Origin of the sequence: Nostoc sp., assembly GCF_036917935.1 — a bacterium.
In the GTDB taxonomy this organism is placed as follows: Bacteria; Cyanobacteriota; Cyanobacteriia; order Cyanobacteriales; family Nostocaceae; genus Nostoc.
Genome location: NZ_JBALEL010000051.1, coordinates 384,733 through 402,875 on the forward strand (window position 1 = coordinate 384,733; position 18,143 = coordinate 402,875).

Here is an 18,143-nt window from a genome sequence, read left to right on the forward strand (position 1 = left end):
ATACCATTTCACTTGATGTTTGTGTGAGATGACGCTGTTTGTGCCTCTGCTCTACGCAAGAGGCTGGAGTGTTTCTCAAAAATTACAGGAAAAAGTGAACGGATATAAAATTAGCCAACATTTGCCAACAGCAATTCTCGTTTTTCTGATTTGTGTACTCTCACCTGAGAGTCATCATCAACATCGATAAGGGCTGTGTCTCCATCTGTAATTTCACCAGACAGCATTGCTTCGGCGAGAGAATCTTCTAGGAGGCGCATAATTGCCCGACGTAATGGCCTAGCGCCGTAGCTGGGGTTATAACCTTCTTGTACCACAAGCTCTTTGAAGCGATCGCTAACTTCTAGGATAATTCCCTTTTCTGTCAAGCGGCCAGCAACATCGCGAAGCATAATTTCGGCGATTTGCTTAACTTCATCTCTAGAAAGCTGGGTGAAGACGATAATCTCATCGAGACGGTTGAGGAACTCAGGACGGAAGTAAGCTTTCAATTCCTCATTTACCAAGGTGCGGATGCGGTTATAACTAGCGTCGGCTTGAGTGTCGAAGTCAAAGCCTAAACCACTACCACCTTTTTCAATCACCTTGGAACCGATGTTGGAAGTCAAAATGATCAGCGTGTTCTTGAAGTCTACTTTCCGACCTTTGGCATCGGTAAGATGACCGTCATCCAAGAGTTGCAGCAGCATATTGAATACATCGGGGTGTGCTTTTTCGATTTCGTCGAATAGCAGCACTGAGTATGGTTTCCGCCGCACGGCTTCTGTAAGTTGTCCGCCTTCGTCGTATCCCACATAACCAGGAGGTGAACCAATTAGCTTGGCGACGGTGTGGCTTTCCATGTATTCGGACATATCTAGCCGAATCATCGAGTCTTCCGCACCGAAGAAGTAGGCAGCTAATGCCTTCGCCAATTCTGTTTTACCAACTCCAGTGGGGCCAGAGAAGATAAAGCTAGCAATGGGACGATTGGGATTTTTTAATCCGACGCGGGCGCGACGGATACCGCGAGATACAGCTGAGACTGCTTGCTCTTGTCCGATGAGCCGTTGGTGCAGAGTGTCTTCTAGGTGCAGGAGCAACTCTGACTCAGATTCAGTGAGTTTGTTAACTGGTACGCCAGTCCAAGAGGCAACGATTTGGGCGATGTCTTCTTCGTCAACTACAGTAGAGTTGACAGGTTGATCGTTTTGTGTAAAGGTTGCTTGCAGTTGTTCGGCAAGTTTTAACTCTTGGTCGCGCAGGGTTCCAGCTTTATCAAAATCTTGGACTCTGACTGCTGCTTCTTTTTCTTTGGTAACGCCAGCGAGTTCACGCTTCAGTTCTTTATTAGGAGAACTTTGGGAGTTCCGCAGACGAACGCGAGAACCAGCTTCATCAATCAAGTCTATTGCCTTATCGGGCAAGAAGCGATCGCTAATATAGCGATCTGATAATTCTGCTGCTGCGACAAGTGCCGCATCCAAAATTGTGACTTTGTGGTGTTGTTCATAAGCACCGCGCAAGCCGTAGAGAATTTGTACGGTTTCCTCTACTGAGGGTTCTCCAACCTTAATCGGTTGGAAACGACGCTCTAGGGCGGCATCACGCTCAATATGCTTACGATATTCATCGAGGGTAGTTGCGCCGATGCACTGGAGTTCACCTCGTGCTAAGGCAGGTTTGAGGATGTTAGCTGCATCCAAGCCACCTTCTGTACCACCAGCGCCAACCAAGGTGTGAATTTCGTCAATCACCAGGATGATATTGCCCACAGTGCGGACTTCTTCCACGACTTTTTTGATGCGTTCTTCAAAATCGCCACGGAAGCGAGTTCCAGCTACCAATGACCCCATATCGAGGCTGATAACTTGCTTGCCCTGTAAGGTTTCAGGAACATCCTGGTTGATAATACGTTGAGCTAGACCTTCGGCGATCGCAGTTTTACCAACTCCTGGTTCTCCAATCAACACCGGGTTATTCTTAGTACGGCGACCGAGAATTTGGATCGCCCGCTCAATTTCCTTCTCGCGACCGACTACGGGGTCGAGTCTGCCTTCTTGGGCTAATTTGGTCAAATTTCTGCCATACTCTTCCATCGTTAGCGGTTGGGTGCGCTTTTGACTACCACTACCAGCAAAAGCCGGTGCATTTTCACCCAAACGGCGAACTATGGCACTGCGGACACTCTTGAAGTCAACCCCTAGATTTTGCAGTACTTTGGCGGCGACACCTTCACCAGCCTCGGTTAATCCTAAGAGTAAGTGTTCAGTGTTAATGTAATTCTGTCCTAGACTATGAGCTTCTTTAAACGATTGCTCGAAGAGGCTTTTCACCTTGGGGGTAAAAGGAATTTCTGGTGGTACAAAGCCAGAACCCCTACCAATAATTTTTTCTACCTCGCGGCGGGCATCTTTGAGGTTAACGCCTAATTCGGCTAGCACTTTAGCAGCAACCCCAGTTCCTTCTCCCATCAAACCCAGGAGAATTTGTTCAGTTCCTACGAAATTGTGTCCGAGGCGACGTGCTTCCTCCTGAGCTAACATAATTACTCTAATGGCTTCGGAAGTGAAGTGTTCAAACATAATGGGTTCTTGCTCCCTCGCTGCTTGGACTTTGGGTGAGATAAAATTCACCCTCATCTAAAGTTTTTTGTATTTTCTTAAGGACTAATGTAACTTTATTTAAAGTTAAGTGGCAGTGGTGAGAGCCGTAAGACATCAGGTGTACTTGCCGTCTAAGAGGAATGAGGAGTTAGGAGTTAGGAGTTAGGAATAATTAGTAATTAAGACGTTCTTAATTTTACAATTCTTTTTCAGTACAGAAGATGATTTTCTTTTGCCTTTTATGCTCCTCTGCCCTCGGCCAAACTTAAAAACTAAGACTCAGCACTATATTAATCTTAACTCCTAACTTATCACTCAGGACTGACGATGACTGAAGCAATGTCCGGTAAAGACCAACAACATCCACTTTATAACCGCGATCGCCCCCTTATTGATATTTTACTCGCTCAAGAGGCAACAGATTATAATTTAGCAGAATTGGCTAGACTGCGAATGCGTTATCAAGGGTTTCCAGGGGCGAGAGACATCCAAAAAGACCTAGATAAAGTTTTGCAACAGTGGGGTTTGACCGAAGCCGAGCTTTTTGAGAAAACTCGTCAAATTCACGATTTGGGGGGAATTTACAAAAGTCGCGGCAAGAAAGATGAACAGGATTGGAATTAGGGCATGGGGCATTGATTGCTATTCCCGTCTCTTCCTTTGGCAATGCGATCGCTCGCATAACTCCGGCTATTTTGATTATTATGAGTGGGCGGAACTGGTGTAATTATATCTACTGCGATCGCTGAGTGTCTAATGCTCTTTTATTACTCTGAAAAAATAAAATATTTGTAGGTTGGGTTGAACAAAGTCAAACCCAACAAAAGCAAGGGTTCTTAATGTTGGGTTTGACTTTGTTCAACCGACACCAGTCAGAGAAATTATGCGGTTTTCAAGGTTCTGGCGAGTGGTGTCGATCAGCTTCAACACAGTTGGTCTACAGTAAAATATAGCGTTTCCTGATCACATGAGATACATCATAGTCCCCTCTCGAAGAGCGGGGAGGGGGTTGGGGGTGGGGTTCTTGTACCTCACTCAACTGAGAACCGCTATATCTCACTTAAAATTGTCAACCTGTGTTGCCTCTTTCTCCGTCTCCCGTTGCTTGCCATACTCCCGCAGCTGCTTCAAGAGGTCTTCTTGGGATGAATTAGAGACAGATGGACTGGGGGTTGGTTGAAGGTTAGTGTCGGCAGTTTCAAAATTAGTAGGTGAGGGATTAATTGTATAGACGGGTAAGGACTTGTCATGAAACACCGCCTGTTGGGTTGGTGCTGGGGTAGGAATTAGATTATTTGGTTTGCTCACAGCAGCTTTTACCGAGTCTAGAGTAGTAGCAACCTGCACTTGTTGCTGCATTTGTTGTGTAGAAGATACTAAACCACTTAGACCATTCACCAATTGCCGCAGATTTTTACGGAAATTAGGATCACCTGTCAATTCATCTAAATCAGATGTAATTTTTTGGGTATTTTCAAAGGTTACTCGTGCTGAATCTAAAGTTTGTTGCAACAATACGACATTCTTGGGATCGTTTAAGGTTTTAGAAGCATCGCGTAAATTAGCTGAGGCTTGCGCTGCATTTGCGGAAAGAGTTTCTAAATTGTTGAGTAATTCTCCTTGAGTCAATCGATTCACGGATGGTGATAAGCTACTGACTGTAACACGCAGTTGGTTGCTGGTTTCGGTGATATTGTTCAAAGCACCAACCAGCGACGAACGATTTGTTGTCAACAGATTATCTAGGTTGTTCAGCAACCGATTTGCTTGAGTTGCAGTTGCACCGAATTGATTTACTGTTTGATTCGCGGATGTATTAAGTTGGTTTGTCGCCCGTTGCACTGAATTAGCTGTGGCTGAAAATGTATTAAGTTGTTGTCGTAAGCTTTTGGTTAAACCTTGTAAATCCTGACTTAACTCAGTAAAACTGGATGCTGCACTTGTGGTAGTTTCTAGAACCCTATTGACATTTCGATAAAATTTTGGGTTATTGTATGCAGCAGCTAGGTCAGTTGAACTGCGAATTAGTTCATCAACACTGATGCCAACCTGACCTTTTAACCGAGAGCCATTACAGACTATGAGACTGGTATCACAACTTTTATCTAGGGGTTTAGCAAGCACAACCCCAGTCGGTAAGGTTGCTTTTGGTGTGATGTCGATAATACTTTCGCTAATTAATCCGCTTTGATTAGCTTCCACCACTACATTGCGGGGGATAATTAGGTCAGTTTGGGCAATTTCAATCTCTACATCAATGGCATTTGGTCCTGGTCGAACCTGGGAAATAGTTCCTACCTTAACGCCACGATAGCGAACTGCTGCTCCTTTTTGCATTCCGCCAGCGTTAGCAAATTCTACAATAACTTTGTATGAACGGCCAGCAGCAGTGAATCTATTTAACCACAGATAGAGTAATCCAAATACCCCTAGTCCTAGCAGGAGTAATAACCCCACAGAACCTTCTCTAAATGTTCGCCCAGACGCGAAGCGGCTTGTCATAAGACCTCGCATTTTTTTGCCTCCACCAACAATCAACAACCAATTAGGAGTTAGTAGTTAGTAGTCGAATTTAACTCCTAACTCCTGATTAGACCTCTTGCAAAAGTCCCTAACACCCCACCCCCAACCCCTCGCCGATGCTTTGGGGAGGGGAGCCTTTGCTTTACTCAAATGCGGGGTGGGGTTCTTTATTTTTGATTTATGCAAGAGGTCTATTCTTAACTCCTTACTCCTGACTTTTAAGTTTCTAGCCGGCGACTTTAATCGGGCCTTGAACACTTCCACTGATAAATTGTCTGATCAAGGGATGTTCTGTGTTGTATATTTCACTAACTGTACCCTGCCACTGCACTTTACCTTCATAGAGAAATATAAGTCTATCAGATGTACGGCGGATAGTGCTGTCTTGGTGGGTAACAACAGCATAAGTACTACAAACTCCCTGTAAACATTGCAAATACCGGATTAAATCTTCGATTACTGTTGAGGCAATGGGATCAAGTCCGGCTGTTGGTTCGTCGTATAGTAGAACTTCTGGGCCATCGGTGGGACTATCGGGGTTAGACATAATCGCACGGGCAAAACTCACCCGTTTTCGCATTCCACCGGAAAGTTCGGCGGGATAGAGGTGGCCTATTGGTGGCAAACCTACCATCTCTAATTTTTCTTTTACCAAATTTTGGATGCGCGATCGCGACAGCTTTGAATTTTGATAAAGTAAAAATCCCACATTCTCCTCCACCGTCAGCGAGTCAAATAGCGCCGCCTGCTGAAACACCATACCAATGCCAACCTGCTGGCCACCATCCTCAATCAAACCCTCTCGCCGCACTCCTTGCACATAAATTTCTCCCTCATCGGGAGTAAGTAACCCCGCCATTACTCGTAAGATAGTAGATTTACCAGTCCCTGATGGGCCAATAATCCCCAGTGCTTCTCCCCGGTAAATTGTCAAATCTACATTATCTAGAACTTTATGGCTACCAAAGGACTTAGAAACACCTTTCAGTTCAATCAATGGTTCAGTCATTAGTTATTAGTTATTAGTCATTGGTCATTAGTCACTAGAAAATAAACAAATGACTACTGAGAACTAACAAAGGACAAATATGCCCAATAGTGATTTCATAGTTATTGGTAAGACATTGTATAGTATATTATAAGTACATAATTAGCATTCTGATTAGCAAACTTTATTTTTTTAGCATAATATTTAGTTATTTGCGATCTTTAACGTCCCAAAATATCCTCAACGCAAGGCTGAGGAAGACACCGTAGTAATTAAACATCTCAGTAATACGAAAATAAGATTCCGGTTTTCTGTAGACATCAGCAAAGTCATTTAATAGTATTAATATACTAAGTAAGTTGGCGTTAATATTTCAAGCTATGTTAAGAAATTTAAATGTAGGGTGCGTTGTCGCGCAGCGCAACGCCAACAACTCAAGGTGCATTAGCCTACGACTTCAAATTTATATTTATTCATATACATTAAATCTTTTTCGCCGACTTACTTCCTTCAGGTTATAAATATTCAGAGAAAAGCTACAACAACAAAAGCTAATTAATCGGTTGATACAAGATAAGTAGGTAGACATAATTAAATATAAAATAAACTCCTAGTTTGTAGTGAGCGATTTATCGCTCAGAGCAAGGATTATCAGGACTAAAGTCCTTACTACAAACTTTAAAATTATTTATGCCTAGATACTTATAAAAATCAGATTGAAGTTGTGAAAATCAAAAGTTTAAGACTCCCGAGTTTTTATATAAGTCAAAAATATTGTTTTTTAGGAATTATTAAATATAGCTAGAAAAAATGACTTTCCTGCCATCTAAAGTTATTCAAAGTAGCAGGATTATTAGATAATTGAAGAGTTTAATAGCACTGTCCCTCAATCTTGTAGTTGGCAAAGTCTAAAATTATTTACTAGTATTATAACAATTACTGTTAAAAATCAAAGTAGAAATTATGAGTAGCCAATTAGAACAGTTTGCAAGTGATAATTCCTCTGGTATTTGTCCTGAAGCACTGGAATATACGATTAGGGCAAATCAAGGTAGTGTTCCAGCTTATGGAAATGATGAATGGACTCAAAAAGCAACAGATTATTTTCGTAAACTATTTGAAATTGATTGTGAAGTATTTTTTACCTTTAATGGTACAGCCGCAAATTCTTTATCTTTAGCTGCTCTTTGTCAGTCATATCACAGCGTCATTTGCCATGAGACATCTCACATAGAAACAGATGAATGTGGCGCACCTGAATTTGCATCTAATGGCTCTAAACTATTACTTGCTCAAGGTAAAAATGGCAAATTAACATCAGAGGCTATAGAGGCAATTGTCACCAAGCGTACTGACATTCATTATCCTAAACCTAAAGTTATTAGTATTACACAATCAACTGAATTAGGAACTTTATATTCTATTGAAGAACTTTTAAGTATTAAGGAAGTTGCAAACAAGTATAACTTAAAGATTCACATGGATGGCGCTCGTTTTGCAAATGCAGTTGCCGCTATGAATAAAAGCCCTGCTGAAATTACTTGGAAAACTGGAGTGGATGTATTATGTTTTTGTGGTACTAAGAATGGCATGGCATTAGGTGAAGCCATTCTTTTCTTCAACAAAGCATTAGCAGAGGATTTTGACTATCGATGCAAGCAAGCAGGCCAGCTAGCCTCAAAAATGCGGTTTATTTCGGCTCCCTGGTTAGGTTTATTGGAAACTGGTGCTTGGCTAAAAAATGCCAGACATGCCAATCAATGTGCTGAATACTTAGAAAATCAACTATTAAATATAGAAGGTGTTGACTTGATGTTTCCTAGAGAAGCCAACGCCGTATTTGTGAAATTACCTGAAGAAGTCATTCACAGCTTAAAAGCTAAAAACTGGCAGTTTTATACATTTATTGGTGTGGGAGGAGTACGTTTTATGTGTTCTTGGAACACTACTCAATCAAGAATTGATGAATTGATTGGTGATATTAAAAAGGCAACTATTTACAAAAACTAAATATGAGAAATCTCCAATAATAAAATAAGCACAGCAATCCTAAAAATGCCCCAACTTAAGCAAACGCAATTAGTCATAACTCAATACGGTTCAGTTAGCCATAAAAACCTTAACCTACGATTATCCTTAACTTAAGCAAACGCAATTAGTCATAACTGACAATGTAAGCGCTTACTTTGGATGGAATTTTAACTGTAATTTTGATTGTTGCCATAAACCAAAATGCTTATTTTTAGCATTAGCTTCTGCAATTAAAAATTGGGTTTTGCTCTCGGAGCAATTTTGTAAAGATTCTTGCTCAACGACGGCGTTACCTGACTCTACCAAAAGGAGATTTACTGACCGATTATCTACAAATACTTCACCAGTTGGGCGACCACTTTTGAGTTGTTCTGTACTTCTAATTACGACAGGAGTTTGAGGTGGTAGTAGCTGTTTTAGCCTTTGTGTTGCTGCTAAACCATAGCGCTTGTCGGTCGCCTCTGGTGCGTTAATACACGCTAGCTTGATTGTAGTTGTTTGTCCGGCATTATCTTTAACTAAAATTGTGTTCCCGTCTGCAACACCAACTACTGTACCTAGCACCAAAATTAGTTGAAGTAATTCCATCATTTTGTATGTAATATTTTATGCATAAATGTAATTTTATTTCAGTGCTTAGGTTGCTGGTGTGATTTAGCTCACAAGTTGTAAATAAAAGTAAAAGTAATAAATATTATCATTGCAAATATTTGGCATTTATATCAATCAAAACTTCATTGAAGAACTACAGGTAATTGAACACTCACAGTAGTTCCTGTCAAGAGTTCAGAAGAGATTAACAGTTCCCCATTATGAGCATTGACGATGCGTTTGCTAATAGCAAGTCCTAGCCCAGTGCCACAAGGTTTTGTAGAGAAGAATGGCTGAAAAAGTTTGGTGATAACTTCCGATGGAATTGGCTCGCCGCCATTATGGACATTAATACAAACTTTATCTGTATACGAACAATCTACTTTCAATTTAACGATATCTTCTGCTGCAACTGCTTCGCAAGCATTGCGGATAATGTTGATAAATACTTGTTTAAGTTTGTCTTTATCTCCCAAAATTTTTACCGTAGGCGATGCTGGAATAAATTCAATTTGTCGTTCTAGAGCTTCTGGCATTTCACGAATGCATAAAAGCAACTCACAAATGAATTCATTAACGTCTAATTCCCAAAGTTGCAACACTTGAGGCTTGGCGTAGAGCAAAATTTCACTCAATAGACGTTCTAAACGACTAGCTTCGCTCAGTGCCAACGCTAATCGCTCTTGAGCAGATTCAGTCAGAATGGTTTTTCGGAAATATTTCAATCCCATGAGCATTGTAGTCAAGGGATTACGAATTTCATGCACAATCATAGCAGCAAATTCACCAATAGCTACCAGTCGTTCCTGCTCTAAAAGCTTGGCTTGGGCTGCTTGTAATTCTGCGGTGCGCTTTTCTACCTCAGCCTCCAGAATATGATTAAATTGGCACTGTTGTTGATAGAGATGATAGTTGTCAATTGCTGTTGCAGCTCGTTCAGCAAACAATTCCACAATTTGGATGTCTTCTTTTGTAAAATCACGTGGTTGATGATTAAAAGAACAGATAGTACCAATCACTTGATTTTCAGCAGTCCGTAATGGTGTTCCTAAATATGCACAATAACCTTCTGGAGCCTGTCCATACTCTGGGTGCTTTTGAGCATCTTTTACTGCTAATGATTGACCAATTTGGATAACAGTGCCTGTTAGTAAACCATGTAGTGAATAAACATGTTCGCCTTCGCCCATTTCGAGACTACTGGCTAGAACAGTTTCAAACCCCTCTTGGCAAAAAGTAACAACTGCCCAATCAACTCCAATGAGTTCGCTGACTCCGCAGGCGATGTTGTGCAAATAGCTACCCAGTTCGCCAGTTCGATAGTTCAAAGAAGACAAACGTGCTATGATTTGCCGCTCACGCTGCCAAGTTTGCTTGTGCGACAATATTTCCTCATCACTGGTTTTGCTCATAGATGCCTATTGCATGGGTTTTGAAGCAAGCTTCCGTAAGCTTTGTTTGGGTAGCCGCGATTTGAATCGTTAGTAGGACTTACGCACTTTAAAAATTGAGCATCAGATATCAAGCTTATTAAGATAAAAGTCTTGCCCTGCCTCGTTTCCAGGCAGAGCCTTGTAACCAGAGGTAAGGCACATTTGGTTATGTCTGTCAATGCGTAAGTCTTAGTTAGGTGCAAGATGTGAGTTGATAGAAATGATTCTACTAGAGACATCTGCTATTTGCATACAACGGGAGTGGGGATTAATGTAGTAAAATTACTTGAAAAGTGCTGGATGAATTATAAATTAGCAATTCTTCGGTAATTCAGAAGTGGATAAAGTAGATAATAGGCAATTGCTATTGAGCGACAAATTACCTAATTACTAGAAAGCATCTGACAAGTAAATCACTATGGCAGTCAATTTACAAGGAATATTACAGCAACCAGGACAAGGTTCTTCATCCTGGGTGCTTGGAAATTTGTATATAGCGGTTCTCGCTTGAGGTACAAGAACCCCACCCCCAACCCCCTCCCCGCAAGCGAGGAGGGGACTATGATGTACGTCGATGAGGAAACGCTATACCTTTAAGGCGATAGGTGAAGATAAAGCGATAGGTGAAGAAACTGGTCAAGCTTATGCTCTAATTGAGATCACCGTTCAACCACAAAACGGTACACCTCCCCACATTCATAGTCACGAAGATGAAGCTTTTTATATTCAGGAGGGAGAATTGGAATTTCAGCTTGATGAGGAGATTATCTTAGCAATTCCTGGAACCTTTCTTCACTCTCCTAAAGGTCAACTCCACAGGTTGACAAATATCGGTACAAAGCCAGCAAAATTACTTTGCTGGTACACACCAGCAGGGTTAGAGAAGTTTTTTATGGAAGTAGGTGTGCCAGTCTCAGAGAGGACGCAATTACCTAGCGTTAATCCCGCAGACATAGAAAAAGCTTTGGCTGCTGCTTCAAAATATGGTCTTGAAATTATTCCGCTGCCTGCTGAATCTTTGCAGGTATAGCAATTCGATTCTATTCCTGAATCTACTGGAGAAAGTGGGGAATAGGGAATAGAAAAGAAGGAGTTTTATAGTACGATGAGGTTTAAGTCGTATGATTTTAGTTACTTGACTTTCTGGAGAGATTTCTAATTCTGTGTTAGCAATTTTAAATGCTTTAACACACCCTTGTATTTTAAGAGTTTTAACTTATAACTCCTAACTTTATTTATATGCCAGAACAACAGCAGTGGACTATATTAGCAACTGAACAACCACCAGAGTGGTTTATCCAAGCAGTAAAACAGTATACACCCGCATCAAGTGGACTGTATGCAGCACAATTGTTGTGGCAACGGGGAATTAAAGATAATCAACAATTAACAGCTTTTATCAACCATAAAGCTTATCAACCAGCAAGTCCCTTTGAGTTTGGGCAAGAAATGCATCTAGCGATCGCACGGTTGCAACAAGCATATAATACTAAAGAAAAGATTGTCATCTGGGGTGACTTCGATGCCGATGGCATTACCGCCACATCTGTACTTTGGGATGGATTGGGGCAGTTTTTCGCTGAAAATACCCAGTTAATTTACTACATTCCCAATCGCCTCAAAGAATCCCACGGACTTAATAATCAAGGAATTGATAATTTAGCAAAACAAGGTTGTAAATTAATTGTTACTTGCGATACAGGTAGCACAAATGTTGAGGAAATTATTTATGCTAAACAGCTAGGTATAGATGTAATAGTTACAGACCATCACACCTTACCAGCCGAACGCCCACCTGTTGCAGCAATTATCAATCCCCGCTATTTTCCAAAAGAACATCAGCTATTTAATCTTTCTGGGGTGGCGGTAGCCTATAAATTGGTGGAAGCATTATATCAAACTTTGCCCAATGTGGCAAAATATCCCTTAGAGGATTTACTGGATTTAGTCGCAGTGGGATTAATTGCCGACTTAGTGCAGTTAAGTGGAGATTGCCGCTACTTGGCACAGATGGGAATTCAACGACTGCAAGCAGATTTTCAACAGCCAACGGCAGCGCGGCGGCGGCCAGGTGTGGGGCGATTATTAGAATTGTGCCAGAAAAGTGGCGATCGCCCCACAGATATTTCTTTTGGTTTGGGGCCAAGAATTAACGCCGTTAGTCGCATCCAAGGTGATGCCAGTTTTTGCGTGGAATTATTAACTAGTCGCGATGTCAAACGTTGTAACGAACTAGCCGAAGTTACAGAACTCGCTAACGCCCGCCGCAAATCTTTACAAAAAGATGTGCAAGCACAAGTAGCGCAAAAACTCACCCAATTAGATTTATCAACCACCAGCGTCATTGTCCTAGAAGATGCCCAATGGCCTGCGGGTGTATTGGGCTTAGTCGCTGGACAGGTAGCACAAGAAACAGGACGCCCGACGATTTTGTTGAGTACGGAAGGATTATGTACTGGAGAAGACTCTTCCCAATCCCTCGCCCGTGGTTCCGCCCGTTCGGTGAATTCTGTCGATTTATACCAATTGGTGAAAGACCAAGCGCATTTGTTACATCGCTTTGGAGGACATCCTTTTGCAGCGGGTTTGAGTTTGTTGGTCGAAAATATTCCTTTATTTACAGCGGCGATTAATCAGCAGTTGCGGCAATCTTTAGGAAGTACAACCCTAACGCCAACCGTACAAGCAGACTTGACGGTAACAGTTGCAGACTTGGGGAAAGAGTTATTTTTGGAACTGAAACTGCTAGAACCTTGTGGAATGGGTAATCCTGTTCCGAAATTGCTAATTCAAAACTGCTGGTTTGAAAATTCTTGGCATCGTAATCAGCAGGATTGGCAAGGGAAAAAGGTGCAGTACATTAAAACTGAGTTTGATATTCGGGATGATTCTAGCAGAAGTGCTTTTCCTGGTTTATGGTGGGGACACTATAAAGATGAATTGCCCATAGGAAGGTGTGATTGCATAGCAGAACTAGACTACAACACCTTCAAAAAACGTTATGAAATCAGATTAATTGCTGTGCGTTCTTCTGTTAACTCAGCACTCACTACTCAGCATCCACCCTTCATCCTAGACTTACGGAATCAGGAACACTCAGCAACTCAACATGGGCTAAACCTTAGCTATCCGCTAACAGGACTGATTATTGAAGATTGTCCCACGAATTGGGATGATTTACGTATGTGGTTGCAACGATGTTTGGCTATAAGCCGTTCTACGTCTGGGCTTGACAATCAGCAACAATTAGCGATCGCTTGGTCAAAACCTAAGCACGAACCACCTATTCAAATTTGGCTGACTCTTGTCGGAATTGCCAAATATCTCAGTCGCACAAATCAACTAGTTACCCGCAGACAACTTTTAGAGAAAATCGGCATCAGCGACCAAACTTTACTTGTTGGCATCAAAGCTTTAAAATATTTAGGGTTCACAGTTAAACGACAAGATCGTTGTTTACAAATTACCTGGCATCCAAACGATAGTACCGAAAACCTTGCTAAGGAAGCCGTTGCACGATTTTTAGCTGCTGTTCGAGAAGAACAATTTCAGCAACAGTATTTTGCGGAAGTTCCTTTATCTACGATTGTTGCGATCGCCAGCTACGACAGTAAATAATTTAAGGGGTTTATAGCCTTTGCTACCCTAACAAAATAGGGATTTTCAACCAAGTCCTATCTTGTGTAGTGCGATCGCGATCGCACTAAATTACAGCAGTTTGCAAGTATAGCAATTACCTAGCTTGTGAGTCCGATCGGGTGCAATCCCTGAAGTTACAGAGGTGTGCCAGAAGGCTGTTGCACCCTCTTGTTAACAGTTTTTGGTTCTACAACAGCTTCTCGACCTGTAATCAATCTAGAGCGACGATTACGAGTGATATAATTCCACGCCCACTGAAATACTACTAGTAATTTAGTGTCAAACTCAATTAAGAAGTAGATGTGAACTAATAGCCAAAATGCCCAAGCAATGAAACCTGTGAGTTTGATTAAGCCTAAATCTACAACAGCTAAATTTTGCCCAATCATCGCCAAACTACCCACATCACTGTAACGAAATTGTGGCAAAGTCTTACCTTGAAGCCGTCGTTGAATTAGTTTACCTACATACTCTCCTTGTTGTTTAGCTACGGGTGCAACACCAGGTAAGACTTTACTATCTTGGTGGGAGAAGTTAGCTAAATCTCCAATTACGAAAATGTTGTTATAACCCTCGATAGACAAGTCAGGTTCTACAATTACACGTCCTGAAAAATCGCACTCTACACCTGTACTTTCTGTTAAGACTTTCCCCATTGGGGAACCTTGAACACCTGCTGCCCACAATATAGTTTTTGAGGCAATTTCTGTAAATTCATTGTCTTGCTTGAAAGTAACAATATCACCTTCAATATTTGTCACCCTGGTGTGAGTGTGGAGTTCTATACCCAACTTTTGCAAAGATACTGCTGCTGATGCCGATAACTCTGGCGCCATGTGTGGGAGGATGCGAGGGCCCCCTTGTAATAGTAAAATTCTCGTTTCTGAGGTGTCGATGCTGCGGAAATCTTCTTTGAGAGTTTTGTATGCCAATTCTGCGATCGCACCTGCTAATTCTACACCAGTCGGGCCACCCCCCACAATCACAAAATTCAAGAAAGCACGCCGTTTTTCAGGATCAGTTTCTTTTTCTGCTGCTTCAAATGCACCAAATATCCGGCGACGCATTTCTATCGCATCTTCCACAGTTTTCAAACCAGGAGCAACTTTTTCCCAGTGATCTTTACCAAAATAGGAATGGTTCGCACCTGTGGCGACAATTAATGTATCATAAGCTACTACTTCATCGCCCAAAATAACTTGTTGCGCTTTTGGATCAATCTCATTTACTTCTCCCAACAACACTTTTGTATTCTTGCTTTTGCTAAATACAGATCGCAATGGTGCGGAAATATCAGAAGGTGATAGCGTACCTGTGGCAACTTGATATAAAAGCGGCTGAAATAGGTGAAAGTTACGTTTATCAATGAGAGTAACATTTACATTCGCTGCATTCAGACCCTTTGCTGCATACAGTCCACCAAAGCCGCCACCAACGATAACAACCCGATGTGGTGCATTCTTTTCAAGTGAGACTACCATAATAAATATTTCCTTGTGTTAAGAAGTTGTAACTATTCTTAACAAAGATGTAACAGCATTATGATACTAGTTGCTGTCTATTTAGAACAATTGAAGAAATGATGAAAGTAGTCAAAGTTAGTTTTTATATCAAGTCCGGCTAATTAGTTATGATTCCCACAGTCATCGCGCCCCTCCCCGCTTGCCGCTACGGTCTATACACAAGTCTGAAGTCATTGATAAATATCGGTTTTACCCCACCCTAACCCTCCCCAATGGATCGGGGAGGGAACTGGATTTTCCGGTTTCCCCCCTTGCAAAGGGGCTACGGTGTATACACATCTCTGTACAAACCCAAAATCGTTGGAGATCCCCCTAAATCCCCCGATAAATTGGGGGACTTTGAGAGGCTTTTGCCCCCCAATTTATCGGGGGGTTGGGGGGATCAAAAGCCTATGAGGAATCCCCTGAAACTCTAGAAGACTTCTGTGTACACCGTAGTTGCAAAGGAGAGGGAACTGGATTTTCCGGTTTCCCCATCGAAGTTTCCCAAGTTGCCAAATCCATAATCTTGATTCTTGTTGTTTACAGCAATTTGAAGCCAAGGTTATTGAGAGCTTCACGCAAGCTCTCGCGTCCTCTCAAAGCCTCAACAGTGGCGATGCGTTGGGCTGAGTGTTCTGACCAATCGCCAGGAACATTCATCTTTTGTTCAGTATAGAATTCTTTGATGATGTCGTTGTAGTGAGCGATCGCTTCTTCTTGTTCTGCCAATTTATAAGTTTCACGATGCAGTATCGCTGACTGGGGTAAGCGTGGCTTAATCGCCGCTTCTACTTCAGGATTCGGATAGCCCACACACAACCCAAATACAGCGAACACAGAGGAGGGTAAATTCAATATCTGTGCTACCTCTTGCGGGCGGTTGCGAATTCCACCGATATATACTGTTCCTAAACCGAGTGACTCAGCTGCTACAGTTGCATTTTGTGCCGCCAACGTTGCATCGATTGTTGCCATCACAAACATTTCTAAATATTCCAGCGCATCATGAGATATGCCACGACTGTCAGCAACGGAACTTAGACGCGCCAAATCCGCTAACCAAACCAAGAATAAAGGCACCTGCTTAATATGTGCTTGGTTTCCCGCCAGCTTCGATAACTCCTCTTTGCGCTGTTGATCTTCGACTGCTACGACACTCCAGGTTTGCAAATTCGAGGAAGTAGATGCAGATTGGGCGGCTGCAATTAGCAACTCCAGAGTTCCCGGTGGTAAAGGATCGGCTAGATAAGACCGAATTGAACGGTGAGATAGTAGTGCTGTTAGCGAATCATTCCATTCAATTTCGGGATTGAAGGGAATTTCACCGTAGCGCGATCGCAGTAGTTCTGTAGGATCAGTCATAATCAATTCCAAGATTTACATTTCCAAAATTGTCAGTTGTTTTGCTACTAATACCAATTTCATTTGTCGGGGGATACATCTCTGTTTGGTGTCAACTTAAGCCGAAAACTATATCAGACAGGCGTTTTGCAAATCCATCACGCCCTCATCCCCTAACCCCTTCTCCCAAAATAGAAGGGGAATTGAATGTCTAGCTCCCCTCTCTCTTGGGGAGAGGGGCTGGGGGTGAGGGCAAAACGTTGACACCAATAACATCTCTATGCTCCTACAGTGGATTCATTGTACTAGTTTAAGTTTTTGGTGAAAAAGCAGCATATTCTTCTTTTGTCAACACTTCATCCTTCACATTTACCTCTTTGGGAATTAACTTCAATTTGTAATATGTATCTGCAACACCTTGTTGTAGATTTATCAAATTGTCGTCAATTGGCACAATCCCAAAAGTCCGCCTGTTAGTTGCTTTTTTCATCGTTTCTAAATCAATTCCTAACACAGGTGCGAGAGTTTTTGCTACTTCTTCTCGATTCTGTTTAGACCATTCTTCGAGATTTTGAATTTCCTCCAGTATTGCCTTGACAGTTTGGGGATTTTCAGTGACAAATTTGCGAGTCATCAAATAATATCCTCCCTGTTTATTAATTCCTGTGCCATCAATCAGGACTCTAGCTTTAGTTGCCTCTTGAGCCGCTGCATAGAAGGGGTCCCAAATTACCCAAGCATCTACACTCCCTTTCACAAATGCAGCACGCGCATCAGCCGGAGCCAAATATTTAGGTTCAATGTCTGTATATTTTAATCCAGCTTTTTCTAAAGCTTGGACTAACAATAAGTGGGCACTAGATCCTTTCTGAAAGGCAACTCTTTTGCCCTTTAGGTCAGTAACTTTTTGAATTTGCGAATTTTGAGGAACAAGAATTGCGGAACCAGCCGGAGTAGCCGCAATACCAACAACATAAGTTAGTGATGCTCCCGCTGCTTGGGCAAATATTGGCGGTGATTCTCCCACAGGGCCAATGTCAATACTACCCACATTCATCGCTTCTAGTAGTTGTGGCCCCGCTTGAAATTCAGTCCACTGGACAGTAATACCTTCTGGTGCTAAACGTTTTTCTAAAACACCTTTATTTCTCAGCAAAATGGTCGATTTTTGATAGCCAAATCTGACTACTGTTGCTTTATTATTGGAAGCCGAATTACTAACAGATGTGGCACTGGGATTAGGGGCATTAACAGTCGGTGTCGATGAACAGGCAGCAAATAGCAAGCTCAGACAAAGACCTGTAACAAAAGCCCCCAGCATTGGCAAAGCAGAAGAAAAGAATAATTTATGTTGGTTGTTAAAGAGGATATTCCTGAATTTTATCAACGATATCCACTTGGGAATTAAGCGGCGAAAGATTTGGTTAATCATCAAAATGATTTCTCCGAACTATATTAATACTATAAACTTATAGGTTTACCGGAGTATAAAAAAGTTCAGCTTTAA

The 18,143-nt window shown here is 41.9% G+C and carries 13 protein-coding genes; 5 read left to right on the forward strand and 8 right to left on the reverse strand.

The genetic code is table 11. The features are described from left to right. Positions 1 to 110: 110 nt before the first annotated feature. The gene (locus tag V7K62_RS22285) at positions 111 to 2,564 is read right to left on the reverse strand and encodes an ATP-dependent Clp protease ATP-binding subunit (RefSeq protein ID WP_334867897.1); all 2,454 of its coding nucleotides are present in this window, start codon (positions 2,562 to 2,564) and stop codon (positions 111 to 113) included. A gap of 348 nt (positions 2,565 to 2,912) precedes the next feature. Here V7K62_RS22285 and V7K62_RS22290 point away from each other — a divergent pair, with 348 nt between their 5' ends. Both V7K62_RS22290 and V7K62_RS22295 read left to right on the forward strand, forming a co-directional pair. Next, positions 2,913 to 3,209, forward strand: coding sequence for a DUF3288 family protein (locus tag V7K62_RS22290; protein ID WP_334867899.1), 297 nt, complete (start codon positions 2,913 to 2,915; stop codon positions 3,207 to 3,209). Beyond that, positions 3,200 to 3,334 (forward strand): hypothetical protein, encoded by a 135-nt coding sequence (locus V7K62_RS22295; RefSeq protein WP_334867901.1) that lies wholly within the window; start codon positions 3,200 to 3,202, stop codon positions 3,332 to 3,334. Before V7K62_RS22290 ends, V7K62_RS22295 begins: the two co-directional genes overlap by 10 nt. A 307-nt stretch (positions 3,335 to 3,641) precedes the next feature. Here the strand turns inward: V7K62_RS22295 and V7K62_RS22300 are convergent, their stop codons facing one another. Beyond that, on the reverse strand, positions 3,642 to 5,099 hold the full coding sequence (locus V7K62_RS22300) for an MlaD family protein (protein WP_334867903.1): 1,458 nt from the start codon (positions 5,097 to 5,099) through the stop codon (positions 3,642 to 3,644). Positions 5,100 to 5,334: 235 nt separating this feature from the next. Beyond that, complete coding sequence (locus V7K62_RS22305; RefSeq protein ID WP_334867905.1) at positions 5,335 to 6,117, reverse strand: ABC transporter ATP-binding protein; 783 nt, start codon at positions 6,115 to 6,117, stop codon at positions 5,335 to 5,337. 942 nt (positions 6,118 to 7,059) lie between these two features. Between V7K62_RS22305 and V7K62_RS22310 the strand changes: the two genes are divergently transcribed. Continuing rightward, the gene (locus V7K62_RS22310) at positions 7,060 to 8,106 is read left to right on the forward strand and encodes a threonine aldolase family protein (protein ID WP_334867907.1); all 1,047 of its coding nucleotides are present in this window, start codon (positions 7,060 to 7,062) and stop codon (positions 8,104 to 8,106) included. A gap of 171 nt (positions 8,107 to 8,277) precedes the next feature. Here the strand turns inward: V7K62_RS22310 and V7K62_RS22315 are convergent, their stop codons facing one another. After that, on the reverse strand, positions 8,278 to 8,718 hold the full coding sequence (locus tag V7K62_RS22315; RefSeq protein ID WP_334867909.1) for a thermonuclease family protein: 441 nt from the start codon (positions 8,716 to 8,718) through the stop codon (positions 8,278 to 8,280). A gap of 143 nt (positions 8,719 to 8,861) precedes the next feature. Beyond that, positions 8,862 to 10,130 (reverse strand): ATP-binding protein, encoded by a 1,269-nt coding sequence (locus V7K62_RS22320; RefSeq protein ID WP_334867911.1) that lies wholly within the window; start codon positions 10,128 to 10,130, stop codon positions 8,862 to 8,864. A gap of 595 nt (positions 10,131 to 10,725) precedes the next feature. Here V7K62_RS22320 and V7K62_RS22325 point away from each other — a divergent pair. Both V7K62_RS22325 and recJ read left to right on the forward strand, forming a co-directional pair. Further along, positions 10,726 to 11,181, forward strand: coding sequence for a cupin domain-containing protein (locus tag V7K62_RS22325; RefSeq protein ID WP_334867913.1), 456 nt, complete (start codon positions 10,726 to 10,728; stop codon positions 11,179 to 11,181). A 209-nt stretch (positions 11,182 to 11,390) separates the two neighbouring features. Then, positions 11,391 to 13,769, forward strand: a complete 2,379-nt coding sequence (gene recJ, locus V7K62_RS22330; protein WP_334867916.1) for a single-stranded-DNA-specific exonuclease RecJ — start codon at positions 11,391 to 11,393, stop codon at positions 13,767 to 13,769. Positions 13,770 to 13,924: 155 nt separating this feature from the next. Here recJ and V7K62_RS22335 read toward each other — a convergent pair whose 3' ends face one another. The 3 genes from V7K62_RS22335 to V7K62_RS22345 all read right to left on the reverse strand — a co-directional run bounded on the left by V7K62_RS22335 (position 13,925) and on the right by V7K62_RS22345 (position 18,068). Continuing rightward, entirely contained in the window at positions 13,925 to 15,271 is a 1,347-nt protein-coding gene (locus tag V7K62_RS22335) for an NAD(P)/FAD-dependent oxidoreductase (RefSeq protein ID WP_334867918.1), read from the reverse strand. Between the two features lie 564 nt (positions 15,272 to 15,835). Next, positions 15,836 to 16,657: an NADPH-dependent oxidoreductase gene (locus V7K62_RS22340; RefSeq protein WP_334867920.1), complete on the reverse strand. Its 822-nt coding sequence runs from the start codon at positions 16,655 to 16,657 to the stop codon at positions 15,836 to 15,838. Positions 16,658 to 16,946: 289 nt separating this feature from the next. Then, a complete protein-coding gene (locus V7K62_RS22345; RefSeq protein ID WP_334867922.1) occupies positions 16,947 to 18,068 on the reverse strand; it encodes a sulfonate ABC transporter substrate-binding protein in 1,122 nt (373 codons plus the stop codon). Between the last annotated feature and the right edge of the window lie 75 nt (positions 18,069 to 18,143).